Raw genomic sequence first — 26,376 nt, 5'->3', positions numbered from 1 at the left:
AATCAGCAGCCTTGAAAATCAGTAAGCAGTTATTTACGCACGATATTTTTATGCACTGTATCTTGAGACGTCGAGAGTAATTTATTCATCTCGGCTTTCGCGCCTTTACTGTCCCCTGCGGCAATCGCAGTGTAAATGGCTTTGTGGCCAGGGAGGGATTGGATAAAGTCATCCTGAATTGTGCTACTGAGTCTAAAGATTTCGAGCAACGCAGATTGAATCGACACGCCGAGGGATACCATAAACTCGTTATTGGTCGCATCTAAAATCGCCATGTGGAAATCGATATCCGAGGTATACACTTCATCCGTACCTAATTCGGCCGCTTCCATCTTGGTATAAGCAGCCGCAATCACCTCAAGCTGCTCTGGGGTGCGTTTCTTGGCAGCCAGTTCCGCCGCAGCGGGTTCAAATACGGCACGAATTTCATAGAGCGAAGTATAAAACTCAGGGGAAGGTTTCGATTGGGAAAACCAGTTTAAGATCACCGGATCAAACATATTCCAGTGGCGACGCTCACGAATTCGAGTGCCAAGCTTAGGGCGAGACTCGATAAGCCCTTTTGCTGTGAGCACCTTAAAGGCTTCCCTTAAAGAGGTGCGTGATACTTCCAGCTCTTCACAGATAGCATTTTCGTTAGGGATATATTCACCTGGCACATAAAAGCCGCCCACAATGCGGGAACCTAATTCGCTTGCCACCCAGTTATGGATATTCTGCGGACGGTTATTTGCCTGATTTGCCATAGTGCCCTCTTTAACTCTCTATCTCTGTGCTCAATCCAATCAGCTGGATAAGGTACTTAACGCTGATAAACAAATGTTATGATACTACCTTTCATGCTAAAGGTAATAAAAATTTTGTTAACGCTAAGAATTTATGGGAATTTCCTTAAACTCATTGTCCCTACCTTACCCCAAACTTTTACATTGTAAAGCCTAATTTTGCGTTTTAGCCAGTGATTGGACAAGCTCGCAACGGCTATTGAGCGCTTAGAAAATAGTCATTTTCAATCTGTAATTCAGCATGCACATCGACCACAAACATCCCCGCCGCTTCGGCGGCTTGGATGCCCGCCTTCGCATCTTCAAATACGATGCAGCGCTCTGGCGCTATGCCCATCAGCTCGGCGCAGCGTAAAAAAGTATCAGGCGCAGGTTTGGGTGACGCGACTTGGTCAGCCCCCACCACATAATCGACTAATTCCAGTAACCCACACAGGGTTAAGATTTGAATGGCTTCCTCTGTGTAGGCGCCTGTGCCGACCGCCATTGGGCGTTTGCCCTGATTCTGCTTGGCAAATTCGGCTAATGCCGTCGGTTTTACATATAAATGCATTGTGTCGCGCACTAGGGCTTCTTTATACTCGTTCATGGCTTCGCAACTGGCCGTTGGTGTGACGCCAAAATGGGCGAGCAGAATCTCTAAGGTGCCAATGGTGGGCACGCCCGCTAACGAGCGCATCAGTGCAGGCTCTACCGGGATCCCAAAGTGATTCAAGGTTTGTCGCCATGCCTGTTCATGCAACTGACCGCTGTCGACTAAGGTGCCATCCATATCGAAGATAATGCCGTCAAATTCTGTATACATCTGTGTTAACCCTATGAAATGAATGGTTCCAGAAAAATGAAAGCCGCCCGAGGGCGGCTTTGTTCCTGCGTGAGAATTATAACCCTCTTGCTAAACCGTAATAAACGGAATTTTGGCGAAGTTCATTCTTAAACTCGCGGATCTTAGTGTCGGCATCAATGATAACCAGTTCAGCACCGGCCATTTCAGCAAAGTCGACAATCTGATCCGTCGTGATCGCTTGGCTATAAGCTGAGTGGTGAGCACCACCGGCGTGGATCCAAGCTGCGGCGGCAACGGCTAAATTCGGACGAGGCTCCCACAGCGCAGACGCGACAGGCAGATTTGGCAGATCCTGTGGTGGCGTCACTGTATCTAATTCATTGAGAATGATACGGAAACGGTTGCCTAAATCGATAGTCGATACGTTAATTGCTGGGCCTGCTTTGCCAGTGAATAACAGACGTGGCACGTCACAACGCACACCAATGGTATGGCGGTGAACTTCTAAACGCGGTTTTGCCGCGGCAATGGATGGGCACACTTCTAACATGTGGGCGCCAAGAACTTGGTCAGTCGCCCCAAAGTTATAGGTGTAGTCTTCCATAAAGGAAGTACCACCGGCACGGCCTTGGCCCATGACCTTCATAATGCGCACCATGGCAGCCGTTTTCCAGTCACCTTCGCCGCCGTAACCGAAACCGTTCGCCATCAGACGTTGGGTAGCCAGTCCCGGTAAGCCTGTCATGCCGGTGAGGTTTTCGAAGCAGTTGGTAAAGGCACCAAATCCACCTTGGGTTAAGAATTGGGTTAAGCCGAGTTCAATCTTGGCTTCTTTTCTTAAACGGTCTAATTGGTATTCATCACCAAAAAGTTCGTTACCCACTTGGTATTCGCTGGCGTAACGATCGAGCTGTGCAGTCACATCGCCTTCGGCAATGGCTGCAATCGCTTCATTAAGTTCACCTAAGCTATAGGCGTGCACTTCGTAACCGAATTGAATTTGTGCGGCAACTTTGTCGCCTTCGGTCACGGCCACTTGACGCATGTTATCGCCAAAGCGGGCGATACGCAGGTTTTGGCTCTCGTGCCAACCCGCCGCCGCGCGGCACCAATCATCGATTTGTGCCTGTACATCGCTCGATTGCCAGTGACCCACAACCACTTTGCGCTCTTTACGCATACGAGTGCCTATAAAACCAAATTCGCGGCAACCGTGAGCACTTTGATGGGTGTTCATGTAGTTCATGTTGATTTCGCTCCAAGGGAGCTCGGCATTGAACTGAGTGTGTAAGTGCATGAATGGCTTGCTTAATTCATTAAGGCCAGCAATCCACATCTTGGCAGGAGAGAAAGTGTGCATCCACAGAATAACGCCAACACAGTTTTCATCGCTGTTGGCCGCTTGGCATACGGCGTGAATTTCCCGTGGGGATTTTACGGTTGGCTTATACACCACTTCCAGCGAAATGGCGGAAGATTCATTAAAGCCATGAACAATTTGCTCACTGTTTTTAGCGACTTGCTCTAATACTTTCGGGCCGTATAAATCCTGCGAACCCGTGATAAACCACACTTGTTTTTGTTTGAAGGCTTTCATATTACTCTCTCTAGTTTGAAATGAGACCCGACTGGCAATTACTTGCTTTGGCCGTAATAAGCGTCTTTTCCATGCTTACGCAAATAATGCTTATCAATAAGCTCTTGTTTTAACTGACTGATACCTGGTGATAATGTCTTGGTGAGATACGCCATCCGGGCGATTTCTTCGAGCAACACAGCGTGGTACACAGATTTAGCCGCATTCGCGCCCCAAGTGAACGGCGCGTGGCCTGCCACTATCACCATGGGCGACTCGTTGGGATCTCGGTCGGCAAAACAATCGAGGATCTGCACGCCGGTTTCTTCTTCGTAGTCGCGGCTTATCTGATCATTGCGCATCACTGCTGTGCATGGAATTTCACCGTACACATAATCGGCCTGTGTCGTCCCTAAGCAGGGAATCGCGATCTGCGCCTGCGCCCACGCGGTGGCATAGGTCGAATGGGTATGGGTAATGCCACCAATACTCTGCCACTGACGATACAAATAGGTGTGTGTCTTGGTATCGGATGACGGACGCATGCGCCCTTCGACGATTTGATTCTCAAGGTCGACAATCACAATGTCTTCAACCTTCAAATCTTCATAGGGCACGCCGCTGGGCTTGATACCAATCACGCCGAGTTGGCGATCAATTTGTGAAACGTTGCCAAAGGTGTAAGTCACCAGTTTGCGTTTCTCAAGCTCCATGTTGGCTTCGTAGACTTCGCGTTTTAGCTCTAAAAAAGACATCTTATTTTGCTCCATCAACATAGTGGCCAAGGGCTAAGTACGCTTGATAAAGCGCTTGATATTTCTGTGCGTTTTCAGGATTTGGTTGATAGGTTTTCGCAACGTTTGAGGCCATCGCGGCTTGGGCACTCAACACATCGGGATAAACCCCGGCTGCGGTTGCGGCATAAATTGCGGCGCCTAGGGCACAGCTTTGCTCACTCTCGAGTACGTCGATGTTGCAATTCCACACATCGGCGCAGGTTTGCATAATGAAGTCGGATTTTTTCGAGATCCCACCAATGGTGACCACATGGTCAATGCAAACGCCTTCTTGTTTGAAGCGCTCGATAATGGCCCGTGCGCCATAGGCGCTGGCTTCCACTAAGGCTTTGAAGACTTGCGGAGCCTGACTGCCCATGGTTAAGCCTGTGATAGCCATAGCAACGGATTGGTCTGCATCGGGGGTGCGACGTCCATTAATCCAATCCAGCGCGACAATACCTGTCTCGCCAACGGGGATTTTCGCGGCCGCATTGCCCAGCACGGTTAAGGTTTCGGCCTCGAGTTGCTGAATAAGTTTGGCTCTGGTGTCGTCATCAAACAGCGCTGAAGTGTCGAGCTGTTGCATCGGCCATGCGGTGAGATCCCTAAACCAAGCGTAGAGATCGCCAAAGGCTGACTGACCCGCTTCAAGACCAATCATGCCGGGCAATACGGAACCATCGACCTGACCGCAAATCCCTTTGATACAACGCTCTCCAATATCTTCATAACTGGCGACGGTAATGTCGCAGGTAGAGGTCCCCATCACCTTAGTTAAGACGCTAGGTTTAACATTGGCTCCAACGGCGCCTGCGTGGCAGTCGAATGAGCCAAAAGACACGATAACCTCGGTCGATAGCCCTAAATGCTGTGCCCACTCAGGGGTTAACTGACCACAAACCTTGTCGGATGTGCAGGTTTCAAAGGGTAATTTGTCTCTTAAACCATCGAGTAAAGGGTCGATGCCAACGAAAAAGTCATTCGGTGGATAGCCATTCCATGACTCGTGCCACATCACTTTATGACCGGCGGCGCAGCGCCCAGCCTTAAAGACTTTTGGATGTGTGGTGCCCGTCATTAATGCGGTGATCCAATCACAGTGCTCGACCCAGCTATAGGCGGCTTGTCTTACCGCGCTGTCATGGCGCAGTACGAATAGTGCTTTGGCCCAAAACCATTCAGAGGAATAAATCCCTCCTTCATATTTCAAGTAATTTTCGCTTGCATTGTTTGCTGCGGCGGTAATTTGCTGAGCTTCGATAATCGCGCTGTGATCTTTCCAAAGCAAAAACATGGCATTGGGGTTATTCACAAACTCTGGTTTTAAGGCTAAGGCAACGCCAGCTTCGTCGATGGCAATGGGAGTTGAACCTGTGGTATCAACACTCAACCCGCAGACTCTTTGCGCGGCGCCACTGGGGGCTTTTGCCCATAATCCTTGCACTACCTCGATAAGGCTTTCGATGTAATCGAGGGGATGTTGTCTAAATTGATTCTTCGCGGGCTCGCAAAACAGCCCCTTCTTCCAACGTGGGTAGTACACCACATTGGTTGCTACTTCTGCGCCCGTTTGGGTATCCACCAATAACGCGCGTACTGAATCAGAGCCGTAATCAAGCCCTAACGCGTAAGCCCCTAAAACATTCGACATTTGCATCCCCATTCATTTTGTCTGCGTCCTATTCGGTTTACGCAGGTAGAGTGAATATCATTTCATACTACAATATTACTACGAGTTAATGGTAATACAATATGATTTTAGTTGTTGAGTGATAAAATTTTTAACATTAAGGCTGAGCATGTAACGATTAGGTGAGTAAGAGTGTGGAAAACTAAGCTGCGCTTAGCTTGACTCAAACGGTAAGAAGTCGAATAATGGCGCCAGGTTGCAGAGACACCTATCCGCAGAAGATGACATCACTCTGACTCATATCTCGATGTACGCATCACATGTATGACACAACAATTGATTAGGTTTGGCTTAGTGGAGATGCCAATAAAACTTAGGAGAATTGTTTGTGATACAACAAATTACCCCAGCACCACGCGCCTTAACCGAAGTCAAAATCCACGCTAAAAAGCGCCTTAAAGCCTGCCACGCTGGTGATGCAATGGCGCTAGATAGATTCGCCCCCTTGATGAATAAGCAAGGTTTTACGCAACAGGATATTCAGCTTAAGCATTGCCAAAGCCTATTGGCTCGTGAGCTCGGTTTTACTGATTTTAATCACTGTCAAAGAGTGTTATCGGGTCAAGCACACATCGGTGAAGACTTAGGTACCCTCTTCCATAGCAGGCGCTGCGATACCTTGCTCAATCACTGGTTCAGCGGTTTTGATGAGGCGCAGGCTTTTTTACAGCAATCACCACAGATGGTGTTGTTGCCCTACAAAAAGCAGTTCTTTGTGGTCAACGGCCCTGACTATCTTGATGCTCTGGGGCTTAAATTGAGTGACCCCGCCTGCATCTACAGTACATGGGTGGGGAATGAAACGGTTCCTGCCTATGAAGCTTTTGCGCTAAGTCTTATCAGGCATAAGCTCACTTAGCCTAGCCTTACTTAACCTAAGCTGCTTTGCTATTTGAAAATCCTAGCTAATGGGAAATTAAATCTATTGCGAAAGAAAAAGGCCGCTAAGTCATCAGCGGCCTTTTTGACTGAATTTGGTGGTGGAACTGCGGTTAGCGTTAGGAACCCTCGGGTTCAACTCCCGAAATTCCAAAAACAGAAAAGCTATCATTACTAATGGTTTATCTGTGGAATATTGCCAAGGAGCTGCGCTTAGAATTAGGAACCCTAGGGTTCAACTTTCGAAATTCCAAAAACAAAAAAGCCATCATTGCTGATGGCTTTTCCGTAGAATATGGCGGAGGAGCAGGGATTTGAACCCTGGGTGGGCTATAAACCCACGCCGGTTTTCAAGACCGGTGCATTAAACCACTCTGCCACCCCTCCGAACGATGCGCATGATATAAGTTAGTTTACTGACTGTAAAGCACTAACTGATAATTTTGCGCTAACTGCTCGTATTACATTCAATCTGCTTGATTTTGCTTCTTATCCACATTGATCCCAAGGCGAGCAGGATCCGGCGCAGTAAAGTGTTTGGCAAAATCGGCCCATGTTTGTTCGGTTTTTAACAGGTAACCCAAGATCACCACTAATGAACAGCTCAAAATGGCCCAACCTATGGCAACTTCTCCTGAGCTTGCCCAGAGTGCGACTAAGCTTGAGGCGCCAAAGGCGATAGTGATTTGCAAAAAGTTCTGTAATCCTGCCGCTTTAGCCGCATTTTGGGTAAATTGTTGCAAGGCGCTGTTCACGACGATGGGATAAATCGCCCCGTTCGCCGCTGCAAGTATCGAGAACGAAATCAGCAGTGGGAAAATAGTTTCCATCTTCATTAATAAGGTGAAAAATACAATTGAGATAACACAGAGTGCAAACATTGCCAGTAATACGTTGAGTGTACGGTCGGCACCAATACGTTTTATCAATAACTTACTCGCGTATCCGCCCACAATAAACATGATGGTTTGCGGAATAAAGCTAAGGCCAATCTCGGTTGCTTGATAGCCATGCTGCTCCATTACAATCGGCCATACCGTCAAGTAGGCAAAGAACGCACCTGAACACGCACCAAAAATCACTACGTTACCTAAATAACGAGTATTTTTCAAAATCTGCCCGTAGGAAACTGCGCTTGGCTTAGCATCCTGATGCGCTGCGTGGCTCGGCACGAAGTATAAGGTCATCAGCACCAATAAAAAGGCAATCACACACAATGAGATAAAGATTGCACGCCATCCAAAATCGTTCAGAATATAAGCGCCAAGGATTGGGGCTAATGCAGGTGACAATGCCACTAACGGCATAATATTGCTGAAGATCCCCTGAGCTTTTTCGGCATCATACTGTTCGACCACAATCGCTTGCCAAATAACGCCAGCACTACAGGCGCCAATGGCTTGGAAGAATCGAGCGATGTTCAACATCAGTATCGAGTCGCTATTGGCAATTGCAACACTGGACGCGGCAAAAATGCCAAGGCCGAGGATCAGGGCATAACGTTTGCCGAGTTTACTGACCAAAGGGCCATAAATCAGCTGCCCTAAGGCTAAACCAGCCAAGAAACAGGTGAGCGACATCGCCACTTGTGAAGGTGAAGAATTGAACGAACTTTCAATTGCTTTGAAAGCAGGTAAATACATGTCTGTGGCAATAAAGCCTAACATGCTTAACAAGGCCAAATAGAATAAGAATATAAAAAACTTCATATTTACAAAGATATTACTAGATGTTTTCATAAAATAATCATGTCAAAAGACTTAAGGCGTGCAGTCTAAATACTTGTTAATTTGATTGGAAACGTTTATTTTTGACAGATGCTATCAATTATTTTCATCACAATGGATGTCAGCTATGCTCTCGGAACAAGCGTTAGAACTCATTGATATCGTGGCCCGGGTGGGGAGTTTTACGGCGGCAGCCAATCGACTGCACAAGGTCCCTTCAGCGGTCAGTTATGCCGTTAAGCAAATCGAAGAAGAACTCGGTGTTGTGTTATTTGAGCGCCACCACCGCAGCGTGACCTTAACCCCTGCGGGAGAGCATTTTGTTAAGCAAGCCAGAAACTTGCTGACTCAAATGGATGAGATGAAACGTGGCACTCAACGTGTGGCAAATGGTTGGCAACCCACACTGTCTATCGCCTTAGATAACATAGTCCGCGCCGACAGAATTAGCGTATTAATCGCCGACTTTTACCGTCATTTCCATGATATTGAGCTTATCATCCGCATAGAGGTCTTTAACGGGGTGTGGGAGGCGCTTGCGACCGGTCGAAGTGATATCGCCATTGGTGCAACCACCGCCATTCCCGTAGGTGGCGTATACCAATATAAAGACATGGGCGATATTCAATGGGCGTTTTTGGTGAGTAAAAACCATCCCTTAGCCAATATTGTTCGACCTTTAACCGACGATGAATTGCGCCCCTTTCCCTCCATCTGTTTGGAAGATACTTCGCGGGAAATTCCGAAACGCATGACCTGGTTATTGGAGAATCAGCGCAGACTCGTGGTGCCAGATTGGATCCGCGCGATTAACTGTTTTAGAGAGGGCCTCGGCATTGGCTATATGCCAGTTCATTTGGCCAGCGTCTTTATCAAAGCTGGCGCCTTGGTCGAAAAACAGCTTGAGAATCCTAAGCTGACCAGCCCCTGCTGTCTGGCTTGGAATGCCGACAAAATGTCGCCCGCCCTGGCCTGGGTGCTGGATTATTTAGGCGATACCGATAAATTACACCGTGAATGGCTGGCGTAATATTGCCGTATGATCACAGGATTAAGCTTGTTTTAAAGTCTTTGTGTTGCACTGTTGTAACGAAATACGACTGAATCATCAGACAACACAGAAAAATCAGCCTTTACAACTTGTTATTTGTGGCGTGAATCCTTTAAGCCAAGCGCTGTTTTAGTTACTATGCAAACAGGATTACTGGATTTGCGAGATTAATGGGAACTCTCGTCCCCGTTAAAAATCAAAATGATCAGTTTGGATTTAAAAGCTAATGGAGAAAGATATGACTCAGCAAACCTTGTACTCAGCGAGTGCATCCACCTTAGAAGTGAATAAACTTCTTAAAAATACCTATTTATTGTTAGCCATGACCCTCGCCTTCTCGGCAGTGTGTGCAGGCTTAGCGATGGCGCTTAACATCAGCCCACTGATGTCACTCGGTTTATCTATCGGTGGTTTGGTGCTGCTGTTTGTTACCCTACGCAAAGCCGATTCGGCTGCGGGGATCTTCTGGGTATTTGCCTTTACTGGTATGGAAGGCGCCTCATTAGGTTACATGCTTAACCACTATGCTGGTATGACGAATGGCTCTGAGCTTATAATGCAAGCTCTTGGTTTAACGTCAGTTATCTTTATTGCGCTCTCTGCCTATGCGGTAACGACTAAGAAAGATTTCTCTTTCCTACGTGGGTTCTTGTTCGCAGGATTGATTGTGGTGATCGCCGCTGCGCTGATTAACATTTTCGTGGGTAACAGTGTGGCCTTTATGGCAATTAACGCGGGTCTTGCGCTGTTAATGACCGGCTTTATCCTGTTCGATACTAGCCGTATCGTGAATGGTGGCGAGACTAACTATATCCGCGCCACTATCTCCTTGTATCTGGACTTTTTAAACCTGTTTATTGCCATTTTGCATTTGCTTGGCATTGGTAACGATGATTAATCCCCTTTTCGGGAAACTTACGCTAAAATGGCCCTACTTTTAGGGCCATTTTTTTTATGATGAGCAAATTTATTATCCAAGTAAACGGGCCAGCCTATGGCACGTCGGCAAGTGTGAATGCCCTACGTTTCACCCAAGCCTCCCTGCAAAGCGGACATGAGATCACCTGCGTGTTTTTCTATCAGGATGGCGTGTATAACTCGACGGACTTTAACTTACCCGCATCCGATGAATATGATGTGGTTAAAGGCTGGAAACAACTTGCTGCCGAGCATCAAGTCTCGTTAGTGAACTGTGTCTCAGCGGCATTACGGCGCGGCATCGTCTCGCAGCAAGAGGCGCAGGAAAACGGGCTAAGCCACTGGAATGTTGAACGTTCTTTTATTATGGGTGGACTGGGTGAACTGGTCACGGGAATTGAATCAGCCGATCGTTTGATCTGCTTTTAAGCTTCGGAAATGTTATGAAAAAAATCTGTATATTGTTCCGAAGCGCGCCCCATGGCACCACTAAGGGCCGCGAAGCCTTAGACTTTGCCCTGTTAAGCGCCAGCTTTGAGCAAGAAGTGAGTTTAGTGTTTGTCGATGAAGGCGTGTTGCATCTGCTAAAAGACCAACAACCCGAGCTTATCGGCGGTAAAGATTACCTTGCGGCGCTAAAAGCGCTCCCGTTGTACGACATCGAATCAGTATTTGCCTGCAAACAGTCTTTAGGGGACTACGGCTTAAGCCATGGCTTGCTGTCGATTCCGGTGACTATCTTAAACGATGAAGCGATTTCAGCTCACTTAAAAGCTGTCGATGAGGTCTTAGTATTCTAATGATTTTACATCATATCCAAACCTCGCCCAGCCGAGACAATGCCCTTAAACTTTGCCTGCGTTATGCTTGCAAAGAGGATGCGATTTTACTCTCGAGCGATGGCGTTAACGCATTATTACTGCGCCAATGGGCTATGGCGCTATCGCCCTTTAAGGTGATGGTGCTGAAAGATGATGTCATCGCCCGCGGCTTAACGGAACGTCTTAAAAACATTAGTCAGATTGATTACAACGAGTTTGTCGCTCAATCTTTGCAGCACGATAAGGTGATCACGTGGTAAATCCGCTTATATTCAATGGCGTCGAAATTGAACGCGACCATCAAGGCTATTTAAAGAATATCGCCGACTGGCAGCCCGATATGGCGCCGCTGCTCGCTCATGAAGAACAAATTGAACTGACCAGTGCTCACTGGGAAGTGGTCAATTTTGTTCGGGATTTTTATCTGGAATATAAAACCAGCCCTGCGATTAGAGTGTTAGTTAAAGCCATTGGCCAAACCTTAGGCCCAGATAAAGGCAATTCCAAATACCTCTATACGCTGTTTCCCGTTGGCCCGGCTAAACAGGCGACAAAAATAGCAGGATTGCCTAAACCCGCTAAATGCATCTGATGACGAAAGGCATATAGCATATATGCCTTCAATCATTACCCCTTAAGTACCCGCTTTTTCAAGCTTTTGCTTGATATCGGCGTATCTACATTTTTCCAAACGTCCGAAGCCTTGGAGTTTGCGAGCTTGCAAACGAGTCAAGATAGGTTGAGTCAGGCCTGCTAAAAACTGGCATTGGGTATCTAATGACAAAGGTGATAAGCCTTTGGCTTCTGCTGCGAGTTTTAACTCGTTTAAATCGGCACAAATTTGCGTATCATCAGGCCATATTGGCTCTTCAGAATAGGTCAATTTAGCCACATGGCCACGACAAACACTGCAATGACCACAGGATTTGGGTGCTGCATTATCGTCAAAATAGCGAGCTAAATTGTAATTTAAGCAAGTCGTTAGCTCAAAAAATCGTACTAACTGTGCAATGCGAGCAATTTCTTTTACTTCTTTATCAGCAAAGTATTGATAGAGCTGCTCTGCTCGGTTTTCCTGTACTAAGCCTTGTTCATCGACTTGATAGACATCGGTGACTTGCTTTGCTTCTAATTCAATGAGTTGCTGACTCGCAAGATATTCTAACGCAGCCATTACTCGAGTCCGTTCAGCCCCCGTAGCCTGATACAGTGAAGAAAAATCCAAACTGCCCCAAATGCGCTTCATTTGAGTGTGGGCGAAAATATCGGTTAAAAATGCCTGCCGTTCGGGTGAAAACTGATGCAAAAATTGCTCTTGCGGCACAATAAAACGGTAACGAATATCGGCGTAATAGGCATAAAGTGGTTTGATGATGCCTTGCATTTCAAGCTGCACGAGTAACGTTTTCAGAGGGAGTTGTCTAATATTACTCACAGTTGACAGTTGATGAAGTTGCAGTTCCCAACGTCCATTGTGGGTTTCTTCGCGAATGTTATTAATTACAGCCTTAATACTTGCCAGTTCAGGCGTATCGCCATAAACAAAGTTTTCGACAGTGTTGATCCCATCCAAATTGGCTAAAGTGACGCAATGGGAAAGTTGTCCATCACGCCCTGCGCGGCCAATTTCTTGGCAGTAATTTTCAATAGATTTTGGTAAGTCATAGTGGATCACAAAACGAATATTGCTTTTATCAATCCCCATTCCAAAGGCGATGGTCGCAACAACGATGTTGATATGGCCCTGCATAAAGTCCTGCTGAATTTGCTGGCGTTTCTCATCCTCAAACCCAGCATGATAGGCGCTTGCTTCAAATCCCATACGGCAAAGTTCAGCGGCCACCTCCTCTGCTGTATGCTGCAAAGTCACATAGACAATTCCTGCACCGATAACATGTTGTAACTGCTGTTGTAGTGCGGCCAACTTGTGTTGACTTGCTACAGGTAGTACTGTCAAGTCGAGGTTAGCACGATAAAAGCCTGTTTGAACAATGTGTTGTGGCTTAATATCAAAACGCGCCGCCATATCTAGCTTTACTTTACGTGTTGCAGTGGCCGTGAGTAACAGCACCAATGGAATCGCTAATTCGCGGCGATAATCGGGGAGTTTTAAATAATCGGGGCGAAAATTATGTCCCCATTCTGAGATACAGTGCGCTTCATCAACAACTAGCATAGAGATCGGAATTGATTGAATAAATTGCCTAAATCGCTCATTTTTAAATCGCTCCACCGAAACCATTAGCAATTTTAACTCGCCTGAGCGAGCCTCACGCATCACCTGTTGAGTCATTTCTGGTGTTAAGGTCGAATCAATACTCGCCGCTTTAATGCCCTTCTGTTGTAAAAAACTTAATTGATCTTTAATCAAAGCCAACAATGGCGAAACCACTAAGGTTAAATGTGGAAGTTGTAGCGCGGTAAATTGATAGCAGAGCGATTTTCCTGAGCCAGTAGGAAAAATCGCCAGGCTCGACTGGCCAGCTAATAGCTGAGAGATAACCTCACCTTGACCCTGTCTAAATCCTGCAAAGCCAAATTGTTGCTGTAATAGTGGTATCAAAGTTGGTATATCATCTGGCTGAGGTGCTGAATAAGACATTGAAAAATCCTTGTACCCTATCATATAGACAGGGTCTGCGACTGAAGAAATGCTGAGAACGATTAGACCTTGTCGCTATGACTTTCTGGCTAAATATAAATTGATAAATGCGGTGAGCTTATCGTTAAAGACCTCTTCAAATGTATCGAGATCTTGACCTAATGTATTGAAGTATAGGGAAACTTGAGAACGTGACAAATTTTTATGATCAACCGTGTATTCCATTTCTGGCATGGTTTTATCGTAACGAGGCACTAAGGTCCACGTCACTAAATCAACAGCAAAATGCTGCATGGCCTGCTGTGCTAAGGTACAAAAAGCTTCAATATGTTCGCGGCCATCTGGCCCGAGACAACCAGGTTCAACTCGGCAAAGTACTGATAGCTTTTTTGGCATATTATTTCCTTATGTCACACACTTCTGCTAGAAGCATTGTCCAACGTTGTGCGATTAACGCCAGCGTCATCGCTAACTTCAGTTTAGTTTACGTCACTAAACCAAAAAGTCACGTATTGAAGATGGTAAACATAGCCGTTGGTTGATATGAACATTATTTAAAAGGTTTCTTCTTCATTTGCGGCAGAAACAGTAGCGGCATGTTCTGATAATAACGTATCAAGTGCTTGATCAAAACTATCTAAACGCTCAAGTTCCATATAACGCTTTAAGCGTAGAATAATATCCTTGCTAACTTCGATGTGAGACTTTTTCTGACGCTTTTTTATCTGGGAAAGTTCTTTGCGAACCATGCGCCATCCTAAATCACTAAAATATTGATTCAGCATTCGATTCACTTGCTGTAATTGAACATCTACAGTTTGATTTTTCTTACGTAATTGAACCAGTATATTTATATTAGCGATTAACTCAGTATAACTTGCAGGTGAATGCATCAATAAGTTAAACCATCCAGCCTTTTCCCCTACCACATCTGGATGAACCATACGATAAATTAACGGTAAGGCAAATACTAATTCTGCTTTATCCAATAACCGTAATTTTCGCCCCGAGGTTGGTGCTTCTTGATGATATTCCCAAAAATAGGCTGTCGTCATTTATGCAAAACGTGTTGTTAACGGATAAGCCCATGATAACGATAAACACCATAAAATAAAAGAATGGTTACACCATTTTATCGATAGTTTTTGCTATAACCTTCTTCTCGCTTAAAAGCTGTACGGTTAAGGCGGAGGTTCATCTTGGTAATCATGGCTAATATTATGTTTTTACAAGACTAAATTTTAACCAGCTCAGCACCAATAATCATTCTGTCTTAAATTTAGTCAACATTAATCATCAATAAAATGGTGTAACCATATTTAAATATTTTAATTAATCCTTACTACTTTATGGCAAGCATTAAATATCAAATAGAGTGTTTTATCGCCAACACTAAGTTCAACACCATTTATGGAATAATATTTAAGCAATAATGTGAATCACAGTAAATGATGGTTGAATTTTCATATAAAAATAAATTCCACTCTATTTTGCCCTAGCCCTCTCTAAACTGTTTTATTTATAACCTATTTGTGCATTTTAACCTCATATAACTCGACTACCAGTGATAATGACGATTATCACTGGTAGTAATAGCAAAGATTTACGTATAATTGCGCCAGTTTTATCGGCAGTGAAAATCGCTCTAATGTCAAAAACGAATCGATTTTATCCAATAGATGTTAATCAGCAACCCGTAGGGGTAAACACTCATTTAACAAAAAATCTTACACAAGCTGGTAATGCATTTTTTGAAGAAAGTGCACTTCCCCAATCTGTGCATAATGACTTTTATAATGCAGCAGCCGAAACAGAATTTGAAATATCCAGCAATACTCGCCGTGTATACCAAACGAGCTTCAGTCTATTTGCACAATATTGCTTAGAACACAGATTACAATCATTACCGACTGATCCAAGAAGCGTTATTTCTTTTATTGGTCATCAAAAAGAATTGCTAATGGCCGACACTGGGATGCAGCTTTCTAAGCAAACCTTAACCACTCGGTTAGCCGCGATTCGTTACTATCACATACAAGCGGGTTTTCCGTCACCCACTGAGCACCCGCTGGTGCTCCGAGTCATGCGCGGTTTGAGTCGTAATCACAATCGCCGAGTTCAAGATTATGATCAACAACCGATAATGTACGATGAAGTAGAGTTACTGCTCCAAGCGGTTGAGCAACAACCTCATCCTCTGCTGCGTTCAAGGGATAAGGCTATTATTCAACTCGGTTTACAAGGGGGATTTCGCCGTTCTGAGTTGGCGAATTTGAAGGTGCAATATTTAAGTTTTATGCGGGATAAATTAAAAGTACGCCTACCATTTTCTAAAAGTAATCAGCAAGGATTAAGAGAATGGAAAAATTTACCTGATTCTGAACCTTTCGCCGCTTATCATGCAGTAAAAGCATGGTTACATGAAAGTCAGATTAGTGATGGGCATTTATTTCGCTCTATCTCTCGTGATGGAAAAACCTTAAGACCTTATCAAGTGAAAGATAATAACAAGTCCAATACCACATTTAACCGAAATAGTGGATTCTTAAATGGAGACGATATTTATCGAATTATCAAACAATATTGCGTAAAAGCAGGATTACCCGCTCAATACTACGGCGCACATAGTTTACGCAGCGGATGCGTAACACAACTACATGAAAACAATAAGGATACACTATATATCATGGCAAGAACTGGTCATACGGATCCGCGTTCATTGCGCCATTATCTAAAACCGAAAGAAGATTAACCATTTTATTAGTCCATAATTCACAATACTGTATTTGAAATATTTTTAAGTTAAGTCTTACAAATGTTTATGGTTAGTCATTGCAGTATTCCTGTAATATAAATGCCGTTTTGGTGTCATATAAGTACTTTAGGCTAAGTCACGAAATTAATTATCCGTACTAGCTGGAGTAAAATATGAGCAAGGCTACCTTTGATCCTACACGCTATAATAAAAGTAATAACGAACCTTTTAACCAAGTGTTGGATAAACATTTATCTCGTCGTAATTTTGTCAAAAGTGGATTAGGTCTAGGGGCCATGACCGCTTTTACTGGCATGGGTTTAGTGGGATGTGGTTCTGACAATTCCTCCTCCCCCACCCCAGTAGATCCCGTGCCACCATTACCACCTAGCAAAAGTAGCGCTAAGCTTAACTTTACCTCAGTCAAAGGCGCACGTTTAGATGCTGTAGTCGTACCTGAGGGGTATACCGCCCAAGTCCTTGCACCTTGGGGGACACCATTAAATTCTAAAGCTGCACCTTGGAAAGCGGATGGCAGTAATACCGCAGATGACCAAGCCAACGCTGTCGGTATGCACCATGACGGAATGCATTTTTTCCCATTGAATGACGCTGGTGATGATGGTTTATTGTGTATTAACCATGAATATATTGATGAAATAGCCCTACATCCCAATGGTCCAACGGTCGATGCAACAACGGGATTACGAACCATTGTCGATGAAGTTCGCAAGGAAATTAATGCCCATGGAGTGTCAGTGGTTAGAATCAAATTGACGAATAATCAATGGGAAGTAATTTATAACGATCGTCATAATCGCCGTTTTACCGGCGCGACAGTGATGGATATCGCCGGCCCTCTAGCTTATTCTTCACTGCTTGAAACCCGATACTCCCCCGATGGTAGCCAAGCTCGTGGTACTTTAAATAACTGTGGTAATGGTTATACCCCTTGGGGCACTTACCTCACATGTGAGGAAAATTGGCCTGAATATTTTGTTAACCGAGGCTCCCTCACTCCAGATCAAATTCGCATTGGGATCAGTAAAACCTCCAGTCGTTATGGCTGGGATGATCTTGCCGGCCAAGATGAAGAACGCCTTGATGAATTTAGCCGCTTTGATGTGACCCAAAAGGGAACGAGCGCGCAGGACGATTATCGCAATGAAGCCAATGGCCATGGCTATATCGTCGAAATAGATCCATACAATCCCACATCCCGCGCAATTAAGCGCACTGCCTTAGGGCGTTTTCGTCACGAAGGTTGTACTTTTGGTAAGTTGAGCGAAGGTAAACCCGTGGTATTTTATTCTGGTCATGATGCGCGTTTTGAGTACCTCTATAAATTCGTGTCGGCAGCACCTTGGGACCCACAAGATGCCAACAGCAGCAATCGCCTTGAAGTTGGCGATAAATATATGAACGAAGGCACATTATATGCGGCTAAGTTTAATGAAAATGGCGTTGGTGCTTGGCTACCGTTGACCTTAGCTAGCCAAACGACTGATGGCAAAACCTTAGGTGACACCTTTGCAAGTCTGGCTGAGATTATTCTCAATACCGCTGGAGCAGCAGACTTACTGGGCGCGACACCGATGGATCGTCCAGAGTGGTGCGCAGTCGATCCTTTCACAGGTTCAGCCTATTTAACACTGACAAATAACTCGAAACGTACCGAAGCCAACCCCGCAAATCCAAGATTGAAAAATAACTTTGGACATATTATTCGTTGGGATGAAGCTGAGAAAGAGACTGAATTTACCTGGGATATTTTTGTATTTGGCTCACCAAGTGATGGTAATGCCGAGACTAATTTATCTGGCTTAACAGATCTAAACCAGTTTGCCAGCCCAGATGGTCTTGCCTTTGATAAACGCGGGATCTTATGGGTACAAACCGATAATGGTGCTGAAGAAGTCGCCGAAGAAACGAACGATCAAATGCTGGCGATTGTCCCTTCGACGCTGCTTGATAGTGCCAATAAGCAAGCGAGTTTAACGAGCAATAACCAAATGGAGTTAAAACGCTTTTTTGTAGGTCCCAACGATTGTGAAGTCACAGGTTTTGCTATAAGCCCTGATTATACCTCGGTATTTGCCAACATCCAGCATCCGGGAAACTGGCCTTATTCAAACAACGCTGCTGAAGTCACGCCTACAGGTGTCGTGCTTCGCCCTCGCGCGGCCACTGTGGTGATCCGTAAACTCGATGGCAAAGAAGTCGCCGTTTAATTTATCGACTAAAGCATCAGATAAAGCACATCAATCCCCTCACTCGAGGGGATTTTCTATAAATCACAACTCCAACGTCGCAGCGCGATACGCCACTTCAAAGGCATCGGTAAACTCGCTGATCGGTAGAATATCTTCACGGCAGCGACGATTGCGCCCAAGTAATGATGACTCGACAAAAAGGTCGAACCAAGCGGTTAATGCTTTACCATTTGCTTCTTCACCCATCGCAGCCAATGCCAGTGAAGCGACTTCTGCCGTCCCCAATTGAAAATCGTGACTGCCCTTACGTAGTGCGTAAGTCGCTAACGTATTAGGATCAAAAGACAAGATAGGTAAATCTTGCAGATAAGCGCTTTTACGAAACATTTTAATGGCTTCTCGCCAACTGCCATCAAGCATAATCAGTAAAGGGCGTTTGCCGTTCGCCAGCGTAGCCATGGGTACTTGGCTTAATACGGTTTGGCCTGGGTTAGCATATTGGGCGGGAAACACTAAAAACGGCTGATAATGCTCATTGCTTAACAGTGCTAGCATCTCAGCTGCTGGCTCGGTGCGCGACCACAGAAACGCATAGGTATCAGGGATCAGATCCGCAATTAAGCGGCCACTATTGGTTGGCTTGATGACCTCGTCGTTATACATGATCAGCAGAAAGCTAGCCTGAGTGGTTAACTGCCTGCGCAGCGAACAAGTACAAAATTGCGCACCTAATAAACACAAAGGACAACGGATGAGTTTTTTGCCGCGAGCGCCAAAAGGCTTAGTTGAAATGGATTTGCGATATTCATATAAGCGATGTACAGCGTGTGGGGCAAGAGCCATAGCAACCAATTCTCAATCAAACTCGTTTTAAAAGGCAGTACACAAGGTGTGCCATTATTTCGCGGAGGCGCAGTGTATCCTTTGGCCGATAAAGGTGCAATTGTGGAAGAGTAATAAAGTCTAATACTCAGGCAACTCGTTTTTGGACAAAAGCGTGTTAGATCCCCAACTCTAATTTTTGAGTTTCGGATTAAAAATTCTATGGGTTTAACGCCGTTGTAACCGGCAAAAAATTGTTGGCTAAAATTTTGTGAGGCACGAACAAAGCTAACTGTTTTTTGTTCGCGTTTACAACTTTGTTAGCTGTGCGCTGCGCGGTCATTGTAAATGTTATCGGCTCGTTCAAAAACAGCTCTGTGTTCATTTGAACATACCGCTACTTCAGCCCAAGTAATAACGGCGTCGAAATTCCTAACAGTAGTTGCTTTAGGCCTGTATTTCGATGAGCACAACCCTACAAGATAAACTTGATTCCAAGGTAGCTCACTACTCTGTATCATTTCTTTAGCAAGAACCATCTTTTCGATTTGATTAGGGCTAAATTTTTGGTTTGCTTTGGCCTCAACCAATACGATTGATTCATCAGAAAGAACAAACACATTATCGAATGTCTGTTTCTCAAACGACTTATCTTCACGACCAATATATCCCTCTTTCGCTAAATCTCTGAATAAACATATTTCATAGCCACTATCTATTATTTCAACACCACTATCCAAACCTAGCTTATTGATTAACAACGTTTGAAGCGGTTTACGATCGCTGACATACGCATGATGCAGAGATGAAGTAAAAAAAACTTCCGTTCTTGTTATTTCACTTAATTTTTTCATATACATTTGAGAAGCCATGAGATTAATTGCTATTGACACCTAACGCCCGCCTAAGGGGCTGGCAACGCATTACCCACCAAACTCAAGCACAACAACTGCAACCGCCGCGGCTCATTGGGACTGGAAACGCCGCGCGTTGACAGTCCCTCTTGAGGCGTTTGTTATGTGAATTCTCAAACCTTGTGGAAATTGTGCCCCCAAGAGTACAAATAAACATCATCGAAAATTGTATTTTCGGCGAGAACCTGTCTAGCGACATTGGCTAGATGCTGCATATCCGACTCATCGTGAAAAACTGAATATACCCCAACAAGAAGGATACCTTTGCCATATTCAGAACTAACAATTTGAATTTGTTTATTATTTATTTTTTTAGCTATTACGTTACGAAAAATGCATTCAAATGATTCATCAGGATTTAGAACCACTGTTTTATCACATGCCCAGTGTGGCACATCTTCTGCCGCTGCTGAAGTAACGCTTCGAGCAACCTCATCACTTGTAAATGCATCCGTAATCTCAACCCATGATCTAACACCATTTATTTCTACAATAGCATCTGGTGGATCAGGACGATTGATTACCTGTAAGGTGACTCCATTCTGAGCCAAATAAGACTCAAAGCTAGCTAAAACACTTTCTTCGTGTTTATCTTTAACATCTCTACGTTTCATTTTATCTCTATTCACATAACGCCGCAATGTGCGGATTTTAAAAGTGGAGGCGAAGCCGGAGCTTTTAAAATTCCGAACCATTGCCTTGTTATACGTTTTCAGCTTGACACATCTTCCTCTGATTTGAAGTACTCTTTCATATCTACAGGAACAAACTGCTGAAGAGAATTTTCAATCAAGGAATATTTCTCTCTTTTGTTTGAAACGTCCCCGAGAGCCCTATTTAAATAGCCTTGAAACCTGACTTTGTCTTCTGATTCTAAAGCTATATTAGCGGCAGCAGATAATAGTCCTGCTTCTGTGTAACCTGACAGAGATAATCCGGATTTATGGAAACGCTCTTTTAAATATTTTTCGTATAATCGATCGAATTCGTCTAGATCAATATTTTTCGGTGAATCTGGATTATCAGTCGTTCTGAATGACAGTTCGTTATATAAGTAGAGAATAACAACATAAAAGTTAAAGCAATCACCAAAATGATCTGCTCTTTTATCAATGAAGGACTTCCACTTGTCGCAATCTCTAGTATGAATTGCATTATATAACCAGTAGTAGTGAATGAGATGTTTTTTGTATTTCTTCTTTTCACAATCAAAAATACTTTCTATTTTGTCCATTATCTTCGATTGATCTATGACTTTACCGGAATTGAGCATTTCAATGTATTCTTGAAACCATTTATTAGCCTTATCCCCACTAAACCCATTCGGGTTGTGAATCCAGTACTGAGCTGCAATTTCGGCAACCATTGTACTGCTCGTTTCACTTGTCCACTCTATTACTTCATGATCACTACTGACATTATTTTTTGTAAAGCTGATTATAATTTCTCTGATCATTCGATTGAGGCCAGAATATGTAAAATATGGCTGGCTGAATCTCATGATGTAATCACTTGCAGGAGAGTGTGGGGAGCTTAGCATCACGTCCAGCGGCTTTAATTCGTGTACAAATGAAGACCTAAGTTGATATAGGTTATCTAGTGACTTCTGCAGAAACGATGCCCTCATCGTATTTGTGTCTTTCCCAAGAAACTCTCTAAAATAAGTATCCGAAAGGTGATCAAAAACAAATTTCTCTAATCTTTTTCTCAATTTGAACTGTTTGCCTTCTATCAGAGAATTTTTTATTGCATCTGATTTATCCCCATCTATTTGATCTAATACTACTTCAAGTTTCTTTTTGACATCCTCATGGTAGTCATTCCAAGAAGGTGTGTAGTTGTCGTGCTTTTGTGATAGCGATTCAATTGCATAGACCATCGTCGAGTATGCAAGATCGAAATTCGTAGATATTGTTTCTTTAGCATCATCAATAATTTTTAATGCTGCCACTATAGAACGAAATGTACTTCTATTGGTTGTCATTAGTGTATCGAAGAAGCTTATGAATTCTATTGATTCATTAGATGTAAGTCTTCTACCAAGACTAACGGTTCTAGGAGATATCTCTGAGGTAGTTTGCTTGTCGCTTGATGAGCTCTTCTTTTCCCTGCATATTTTCTGAACTACTTCTTTTTGCACCTTTGCAATACAGTCAAAGTAGAATGACCAAACCAATAGGAATTGCTGTATAAAATCCTGTTCACCGCATTTAACGATAATAGGGTGCTCTTCTGTAATAAGCGTATAGCTAACAACAAAACAACTTACATCTCCTGATTCAACTTGTTCGACTTTAATTTCAGGTGACGATATAGAGATCTCTTTCAATAACTGGATATTCGAATAGAAAACAAATTTCTCCTTATGTTTTCTTTGTTTTTCTTCTTCGAAAAATTTACCTGTCGATATCTGAAGCATGACTCTCCCTAGACCGTATAAAGCCTCAAACACCGGTGGCAAGACCAGAGCGAAGCGGCGGTTTTGACATCCGCGTGATTTGCCTTGTTAGGCGAGATGCGGGTTATATTTGTCATTAACTTCATTTGCACCCTCATCATGAAATGGATCTGTTGTGTTTATTATTGAATATGGATCAAAATTATTGATGAACTTCTGTGCGTTCATGGCGATTGGGGAGTTTGGCGAAAAACATAAATCTTCTTCTCCTTCACTATCGGTGATGAACCCCAAATCTGTACGCGAAACGATTTGATCAACTAGATAGCCTGCAATCTCTTTTTCCTGCGTTATCTCCAGCCAAACTCTTTCTTGTTGTTGAACTATGCGAACTGACACGATATCAGCTTTCATCCATTGAGAATATTTTGACATTAAGCCTTTGGTAATATCGATTGCAGCAAAGGTATCCTCTTCCAATGAGCTATTACCCAAATTTTGTAAAAGACTTATTGCTTTATCCAACGGAAACCTAAAAAATTCTCGATTATTATTTACTCGGAAATCTGAAAGTTCATCGTGAATTTGACACTCAGTGCGATCATAGTCATCACAAAACAATTCAAACGCGACTTGATAAGGTGTAGGCACTCCCGTTTTATACAACTCCCTAGCTCTTGAACGGCTATCCCTTCGTGTCTTGCCAATTTTTAACAGACCAGGCATGGACTCATTTATCAGGATATATACATAACCCGGATTCAAAGGCTTCTCCTTTTTCGCCTAACGCCCGCTTAAGGGGCAGCCAACGCTACTACCAAGCTTCTGCATAACACCGTAACCACAAAAACCAACGCATAATAAAAATGCCGCGCATTGGCTGTCCCTCTTGAAGCGTTTGTTAGCAATATTTGACTACTTATTCCCAATATTTTTCAACGTAACGAACTGGATTAGAGTTATTAAATTCTACATTTTCATATAGCAAGATAGGATCGATTTCCTTGTAATCTTTAAAATAAATGTCTATCCGTCCATCCATGTTCTGCTCAGTTTGGCGTGTTACTACATGCTCCGTTGCATGCGAAACCTTAGCTAATACAGCTCTATTATTAAACGTATTAGTCATCACAATATGGCTAATTTCAGAATTAACTCTGCTCAATGAAGCTTTAAATCCTGGAGCAAAACCCTGCTCCAACATTTGATCTATTACTTTTTTGTCTAAACTTTCATTCGCCCGAACAACTATTACCGACTTATACATGTTTTAATTCCAATTTACTCAACAATATTGCTAACGTTTGGTTAAGGGGCGGGCTTTAGCCCGTCCCAGTGAGCGAAGCGCTTGTTATAGGGCATCACCCCTCCAGCGCCATTTTTATGAAGCACTGGAGCAACCCTTCATCTTGATAAAGCTCTCGATACTCTGCGAAAGGCAGGTTTCCTTCGTTATATTGCTTTTCAAAGAATACTTGTAAGCGCCACTCATCTGGATCTATTTTATTGAAATCGAAGTCAATTCCGCCTACATCTGCGGTTCGATATATGTCTACACCAACCCCGTGAGTTCGATACATCCAGTTTGTCCCAGGAATTGGATTGTTTCCTCGGTTTTCTGGTTTTAGTATTTCTTCAGCGGATTTCAAATCAAATACACGGACAAGAAGCTCCTCGGCCCACTTTCTATGGGCATACCACAGCGGTATGAGTTTTCGAACCTTGTCGAGGTTATCCATGTTTGCCCTATAACGCCCGCATTTGGGGCCGTAGTGAAGGTGCTGGGTTTTGTGCCAGCGTAGCGATCGGCACAAAGCACCGTAACGGAGGTCCTAGGCTGCGCAGCAGCCGAACAAGATGCGATTGTTATGGGTGTTTAGCGCCAAAACTGCCACCACTTTTTGTCTTTAGCTTTTCGCCATTTTTTAAGTTTATCGTAATTATCCCAAGTATCCAGGACATGATAAAGCGTAGGCTCGGATGAAACTAAGGCGGCTTCGTAATCCCCATAGTACGCATTTGACTCATAGTAATGCTTGGCAAATTCTAAGCCTTCAGGATTTAGGTCATCTTCCCAGAACTTCTCATCACACTCTTTGATCAGAAACTCTGTACCTGTCATTTTCCGGGATTTAACTTTGGCAACGGATTCAACAGAGTCAGTTTGGTGCAACTCGCCTTCAAGATTGTTATTGATAACCCAAGCGATAAACATACCGATATGAGTTCCGCCAGCCTCAGGGGCAAGATCTTTTGGAAAATTATCAGCCCCGCTGTGCCAATCTATTCTATCTATCGCCAAACTCAGACTCTCCTATACCCATAACATTTTATTAGTGCGCATGCGCGTTTACCTCGTTTGACCAGTAAAAACGCGCACAGTTAACTACTTGTATTGCAAATAACTTATCAGCTTCTCTTCAAATATACTATCTGGAAAAACGCGCATGCGCGTTTTCCAAACCTATTATCTCAAATCGCAAGCACATAACTGATTGAAATAAAATAATTATATAAATTAGTCCGTGTACAAACGCGCAAAATTTTTCCACTATTTTCCTTGATATCCGGGAATTTTAAATAATACTGTATAAAATAACAGTATTTAAGAGCGAGGGTTATCATGAGTCTAAAAAGCCCATTTCTAAGCGGCCTTCAAGAAGAAATGCGTATGCGTGGTTACAGTATTAGAACGGAAAAAACCTATCTCTATTGGATCAAGGCCTTTATTAACTTTCACAACAAGCGTCACCCTGAAACAATGGGAACGGAAGAAGTTACACAATTTTTAACCTTCCTTGCCAATCAACGAAATGTGGCCATCAACACACAAAAAATTGCACTTAACGCATTAGCCTATTTGTATCAGAAGCATTTGCACCATGAGCTTGGGGATTTAGGTTTTTGCTATACCACTAAACAGAGACATTTACCGACAGTGTTATCCCCATCAGAAATCTCACTAATACTAAATGAACTTGATGGCCGCGATAGGCTAATAATATAACTACTCTATGGTAGTGGACTAAGAGTTTCAGAATGCCTCAGGTTACGTATCCAAGATATTGATATTGTGAGAGCTTCGCTGACCGTTAGAGACGGTAAAGGACATAAAGATAGGCAAACCATCCTCAGCCATAGATGCGCAGAAAAGCTCACTACATATATTGAAAAGGCTATTAAAATTCAACAGAATGATAACCAGCAAGGGATAGGTCCATCTCTGCCAAATGCATTAGAACGTAAGTATCCCAATGCGTTTAGGCAACACGGGTGGATGTTTATTTTTCCTTCCAGCACAACCTGTATCAATCCTTATACAGGAACACTTTGCAGGCATCATTTACATCAAAGTGTTATTCGTAAAGCGCTCGGGAATGCAGTGCGTAATATTCAAATGAATAAACGCGTCACCTGCCATACGTTTAGGCATAGCTTCGCAACCCATTTACTTCAAGCTGGTCGTGATATAAGAAGTGTTCAAGAGTTACTGGGCCACAATGACGTTAGTACCACACAAATCTATACACATGTACTTGGCCAACATTTTGCGGGAACAACTAGCCCGTTAGACACATTATAAATGTCAGAGTCCTTTTGTAACTCTGTAGCATTACTAAAATTGAGTCAACATACTGATGTTAAAGTGAGCTAGATAC

At 43.7% G+C, this 26,376-nt stretch carries 26 protein-coding genes, 1 tRNA gene and 1 pseudogene; 10 read left to right on the top strand and 18 right to left on the bottom strand.

Annotated elements, in window-relative coordinates:
* Positions 1–29 precede the first annotated feature (29 nt).
* The 5 genes from KXJ80_RS13250 to KXJ80_RS13230 form a co-directional block, all read right to left on the bottom strand.
* A complete protein-coding gene (locus KXJ80_RS13250) occupies positions 30–746 on the bottom strand; it encodes a FadR/GntR family transcriptional regulator (protein ID WP_218738473.1) in 717 nt (238 codons plus the stop codon).
* Positions 747–981: 235 nt separating this feature from the next.
* On the bottom strand, positions 982–1,590 hold the full coding sequence (locus KXJ80_RS13245; RefSeq protein WP_218738474.1) for an HAD family hydrolase: 609 nt from the start codon (positions 1,588–1,590) through the stop codon (positions 982–984).
* A gap of 76 nt (positions 1,591–1,666) precedes the next feature.
* Positions 1,667–3,169, bottom strand: a complete 1,503-nt coding sequence (gene araA, locus KXJ80_RS13240) for an L-arabinose isomerase (RefSeq protein WP_203433667.1) — start codon at positions 3,167–3,169, stop codon at positions 1,667–1,669.
* A 38-nt stretch (positions 3,170–3,207) separates the two neighbouring features.
* On the bottom strand, positions 3,208–3,903 hold the full coding sequence (locus KXJ80_RS13235; RefSeq protein ID WP_011626173.1) for an L-ribulose-5-phosphate 4-epimerase: 696 nt from the start codon (positions 3,901–3,903) through the stop codon (positions 3,208–3,210).
* A 1-nt stretch (position 3,904) separates the two neighbouring features.
* Positions 3,905–5,578 (bottom strand): ribulokinase, encoded by a 1,674-nt coding sequence (locus KXJ80_RS13230; protein WP_259474445.1) that lies wholly within the window; start codon positions 5,576–5,578, stop codon positions 3,905–3,907.
* Between the two features lie 367 nt (positions 5,579–5,945).
* Here KXJ80_RS13230 and KXJ80_RS13225 point away from each other — a divergent pair, with 367 nt between their 5' ends.
* The gene (locus tag KXJ80_RS13225) at positions 5,946–6,476 is read left to right on the top strand and encodes a hypothetical protein (RefSeq protein ID WP_218738476.1); all 531 of its coding nucleotides are present in this window, start codon (positions 5,946–5,948) and stop codon (positions 6,474–6,476) included.
* Positions 6,477–6,792: 316 nt separating this feature from the next.
* Here KXJ80_RS13225 and KXJ80_RS13220 read toward each other — a convergent pair.
* Both KXJ80_RS13220 and punC read right to left on the bottom strand, forming a co-directional pair.
* Positions 6,793–6,883 (bottom strand) — tRNA-Ser (locus KXJ80_RS13220).
* An 80-nt stretch (positions 6,884–6,963) separates the two neighbouring features.
* A complete protein-coding gene (gene punC, locus KXJ80_RS13215) occupies positions 6,964–8,235 on the bottom strand; it encodes a purine nucleoside transporter PunC (protein WP_218738477.1) in 1,272 nt (423 codons plus the stop codon).
* Positions 8,236–8,350: 115 nt separating this feature from the next.
* Here punC and punR point away from each other — a divergent pair, with 115 nt between their 5' ends.
* The 6 genes from punR (at position 8,351) to KXJ80_RS13185 (ending at position 11,605) form a co-directional block, all read left to right on the top strand.
* On the top strand, positions 8,351–9,253 hold the full coding sequence (punR, locus tag KXJ80_RS13210; protein ID WP_218738478.1) for a DNA-binding transcriptional activator PunR: 903 nt from the start codon (positions 8,351–8,353) through the stop codon (positions 9,251–9,253).
* 259 nt (positions 9,254–9,512) lie between these two features.
* Positions 9,513–10,172 (top strand): Bax inhibitor-1/YccA family protein, encoded by a 660-nt coding sequence (locus KXJ80_RS13205; protein ID WP_039977077.1) that lies wholly within the window; start codon positions 9,513–9,515, stop codon positions 10,170–10,172.
* 59 nt (positions 10,173–10,231) lie between these two features.
* Positions 10,232–10,621: a sulfurtransferase complex subunit TusD gene (gene tusD, locus KXJ80_RS13200; protein WP_192937972.1), complete on the top strand. Its 390-nt coding sequence runs from the start codon at positions 10,232–10,234 to the stop codon at positions 10,619–10,621.
* Positions 10,622–10,635: 14 nt separating this feature from the next.
* Complete coding sequence (gene tusC / locus KXJ80_RS13195) at positions 10,636–10,992, top strand: sulfurtransferase complex subunit TusC (protein ID WP_011622737.1); 357 nt, start codon at positions 10,636–10,638, stop codon at positions 10,990–10,992.
* Positions 10,992–11,273, top strand: a complete 282-nt coding sequence (gene tusB, locus KXJ80_RS13190; RefSeq protein ID WP_011622736.1) for a sulfurtransferase complex subunit TusB — start codon at positions 10,992–10,994, stop codon at positions 11,271–11,273. Before tusC ends, tusB begins: the two co-directional genes overlap by 1 nt.
* Complete coding sequence (locus KXJ80_RS13185) at positions 11,267–11,605, top strand: TusE/DsrC/DsvC family sulfur relay protein (RefSeq protein WP_069454968.1); 339 nt, start codon at positions 11,267–11,269, stop codon at positions 11,603–11,605. The genes tusB and KXJ80_RS13185 overlap by 7 nt, the downstream gene beginning before the upstream one ends.
* A 42-nt stretch (positions 11,606–11,647) precedes the next feature.
* Here KXJ80_RS13185 and KXJ80_RS13180 read toward each other — a convergent pair whose 3' ends face one another.
* The 3 genes from KXJ80_RS13180 to KXJ80_RS13170 all read right to left on the bottom strand — a co-directional run bounded on the left by KXJ80_RS13180 (position 11,648) and on the right by KXJ80_RS13170 (position 14,670).
* Positions 11,648–13,615, bottom strand: coding sequence for a RecQ family ATP-dependent DNA helicase (locus tag KXJ80_RS13180; RefSeq protein ID WP_218738479.1), 1,968 nt, complete (start codon positions 13,613–13,615; stop codon positions 11,648–11,650).
* Positions 13,616–13,690: 75 nt separating this feature from the next.
* Positions 13,691–14,011: a hypothetical protein gene (locus tag KXJ80_RS13175; RefSeq protein WP_218738480.1), complete on the bottom strand. Its 321-nt coding sequence runs from the start codon at positions 14,009–14,011 to the stop codon at positions 13,691–13,693.
* 158 nt (positions 14,012–14,169) lie between these two features.
* On the bottom strand, positions 14,170–14,670 hold the full coding sequence (locus KXJ80_RS13170; RefSeq protein ID WP_037418942.1) for a hypothetical protein: 501 nt from the start codon (positions 14,668–14,670) through the stop codon (positions 14,170–14,172).
* Between the two features lie 515 nt (positions 14,671–15,185).
* Here KXJ80_RS13170 and KXJ80_RS13165 point away from each other — a divergent pair.
* Both KXJ80_RS13165 and KXJ80_RS13160 read left to right on the top strand, forming a co-directional pair.
* A complete protein-coding gene (locus KXJ80_RS13165) occupies positions 15,186–16,367 on the top strand; it encodes a tyrosine-type recombinase/integrase (RefSeq protein WP_370686210.1) in 1,182 nt (393 codons plus the stop codon).
* A 176-nt stretch (positions 16,368–16,543) separates the two neighbouring features.
* Entirely contained in the window at positions 16,544–18,601 is a 2,058-nt protein-coding gene (locus KXJ80_RS13160) for a PhoX family protein (RefSeq protein ID WP_218738481.1), read from the top strand.
* A 63-nt stretch (positions 18,602–18,664) separates the two neighbouring features.
* On the opposite strand, the gene KXJ80_RS13155 is transcribed toward KXJ80_RS13160, so the two are convergent.
* The 8 genes from KXJ80_RS13155 to KXJ80_RS13120 form a co-directional block, all read right to left on the bottom strand.
* Positions 18,665–19,426, bottom strand: coding sequence for a tRNA-uridine aminocarboxypropyltransferase (locus KXJ80_RS13155; protein ID WP_188870328.1), 762 nt, complete (start codon positions 19,424–19,426; stop codon positions 18,665–18,667).
* A 299-nt stretch (positions 19,427–19,725) separates the two neighbouring features.
* On the bottom strand, positions 19,726–20,298 hold the full coding sequence (locus tag KXJ80_RS13150; RefSeq protein WP_218738482.1) for a hypothetical protein: 573 nt from the start codon (positions 20,296–20,298) through the stop codon (positions 19,726–19,728).
* A 134-nt stretch (positions 20,299–20,432) separates the two neighbouring features.
* Complete coding sequence (locus tag KXJ80_RS13145) at positions 20,433–20,933, bottom strand: hypothetical protein (protein ID WP_218738483.1); 501 nt, start codon at positions 20,931–20,933, stop codon at positions 20,433–20,435.
* Positions 20,934–21,031: 98 nt separating this feature from the next.
* The gene (locus KXJ80_RS13140) at positions 21,032–22,738 is read right to left on the bottom strand and encodes a hypothetical protein (RefSeq protein ID WP_218738484.1); all 1,707 of its coding nucleotides are present in this window, start codon (positions 22,736–22,738) and stop codon (positions 21,032–21,034) included.
* 87 nt (positions 22,739–22,825) lie between these two features.
* Positions 22,826–23,482: a GIY-YIG nuclease family protein gene (locus KXJ80_RS13135; RefSeq protein ID WP_259474444.1), complete on the bottom strand. Its 657-nt coding sequence runs from the start codon at positions 23,480–23,482 to the stop codon at positions 22,826–22,828.
* A gap of 154 nt (positions 23,483–23,636) precedes the next feature.
* Complete coding sequence (locus KXJ80_RS13130) at positions 23,637–23,984, bottom strand: hypothetical protein (protein ID WP_218738485.1); 348 nt, start codon at positions 23,982–23,984, stop codon at positions 23,637–23,639.
* Positions 23,985–24,078: 94 nt separating this feature from the next.
* Positions 24,079–24,456 carry a DUF6896 domain-containing protein gene (locus tag KXJ80_RS13125; protein WP_218738486.1) on the bottom strand — a complete coding sequence of 126 codons (378 nt, stop codon included), beginning with the start codon at positions 24,454–24,456 and terminating at the stop codon, positions 24,079–24,081.
* 137 nt (positions 24,457–24,593) lie between these two features.
* A complete protein-coding gene (locus KXJ80_RS13120) occupies positions 24,594–25,019 on the bottom strand; it encodes a DUF7832 domain-containing protein (RefSeq protein ID WP_218738487.1) in 426 nt (141 codons plus the stop codon).
* A gap of 321 nt (positions 25,020–25,340) precedes the next feature.
* Here KXJ80_RS13120 and KXJ80_RS13115 point away from each other — a divergent pair.
* Positions 25,341–26,300: pseudogene (locus KXJ80_RS13115) on the top strand (integron integrase).
* Positions 26,301–26,376: the final 76 nt, after the last annotated feature.

This window comes from Shewanella xiamenensis (assembly GCF_024971755.1).
Taxonomy (GTDB): domain Bacteria; phylum Pseudomonadota; class Gammaproteobacteria; order Enterobacterales; family Shewanellaceae; genus Shewanella; species Shewanella xiamenensis.
The sequence above is the reverse complement of the archived record's forward strand: the minus strand, read 5'-3'. Positions and strand labels throughout refer to the sequence as shown.

Bases quoted from the DNA above. Each gene is read 5' to 3' on its own strand.
- KXJ80_RS13250 (WP_218738473.1), bottom strand. From the start codon at position 746: ATGGCAAATCAGGCAAATAACCGTCCGCAGAATATCCATAACTGGGTG.
- KXJ80_RS13245 (WP_218738474.1), bottom strand. From the start codon at position 1,590: ATGTATACAGAATTTGACGGCATTATCTTCGATATGGATGGCACCTTA.
- araA (WP_203433667.1), bottom strand. From the start codon at position 3,169: ATGAAAGCCTTCAAACAAAAACAAGTGTGGTTTATCACGGGTTCGCAG.
- KXJ80_RS13235 (WP_011626173.1), bottom strand. From the start codon at position 3,903: ATGTCTTTTTTAGAGCTAAAACGCGAAGTCTACGAAGCCAACATGGAG.
- KXJ80_RS13230 (WP_259474445.1), bottom strand. From the start codon at position 5,578: ATGTCGAATGTTTTAGGGGCTTACGCGTTAGGGCTTGATTACGGCTCT.
- punC (WP_218738477.1), bottom strand. From the start codon at position 8,235: ATGAAAACATCTAGTAATATCTTTGTAAATATGAAGTTTTTTATATTC.
- punR (WP_218738478.1), top strand. From the start codon at position 8,351: ATGCTCTCGGAACAAGCGTTAGAACTCATTGATATCGTGGCCCGGGTG.
- KXJ80_RS13205 (WP_039977077.1), top strand. From the start codon at position 9,513: ATGACTCAGCAAACCTTGTACTCAGCGAGTGCATCCACCTTAGAAGTG.
- tusD (WP_192937972.1), top strand. From the start codon at position 10,232: ATGAGCAAATTTATTATCCAAGTAAACGGGCCAGCCTATGGCACGTCG.
- tusC (WP_011622737.1), top strand. From the start codon at position 10,636: ATGAAAAAAATCTGTATATTGTTCCGAAGCGCGCCCCATGGCACCACT.
- tusB (WP_011622736.1), top strand. From the start codon at position 10,992: ATGATTTTACATCATATCCAAACCTCGCCCAGCCGAGACAATGCCCTT.
- KXJ80_RS13180 (WP_218738479.1), bottom strand. From the start codon at position 13,615: ATGTCTTATTCAGCACCTCAGCCAGATGATATACCAACTTTGATACCA.
- KXJ80_RS13175 (WP_218738480.1), bottom strand. From the start codon at position 14,011: ATGCCAAAAAAGCTATCAGTACTTTGCCGAGTTGAACCTGGTTGTCTC.
- KXJ80_RS13170 (WP_037418942.1), bottom strand. From the start codon at position 14,670: ATGACGACAGCCTATTTTTGGGAATATCATCAAGAAGCACCAACCTCG.
- KXJ80_RS13165 (WP_370686210.1), top strand. From the start codon at position 15,186: ATGACGATTATCACTGGTAGTAATAGCAAAGATTTACGTATAATTGCG.
- KXJ80_RS13160 (WP_218738481.1), top strand. From the start codon at position 16,544: ATGAGCAAGGCTACCTTTGATCCTACACGCTATAATAAAAGTAATAAC.
- KXJ80_RS13155 (WP_188870328.1), bottom strand. From the start codon at position 19,426: ATGGCTCTTGCCCCACACGCTGTACATCGCTTATATGAATATCGCAAA.
- KXJ80_RS13145 (WP_218738483.1), bottom strand. From the start codon at position 20,933: ATGAAACGTAGAGATGTTAAAGATAAACACGAAGAAAGTGTTTTAGCT.
- KXJ80_RS13140 (WP_218738484.1), bottom strand. From the start codon at position 22,738: ATGCTTCAGATATCGACAGGTAAATTTTTCGAAGAAGAAAAACAAAGA.
- KXJ80_RS13130 (WP_218738485.1), bottom strand. From the start codon at position 23,984: ATGTATAAGTCGGTAATAGTTGTTCGGGCGAATGAAAGTTTAGACAAA.
- KXJ80_RS13125 (WP_218738486.1), bottom strand. From the start codon at position 24,456: ATGGATAACCTCGACAAGGTTCGAAAACTCATACCGCTGTGGTATGCC.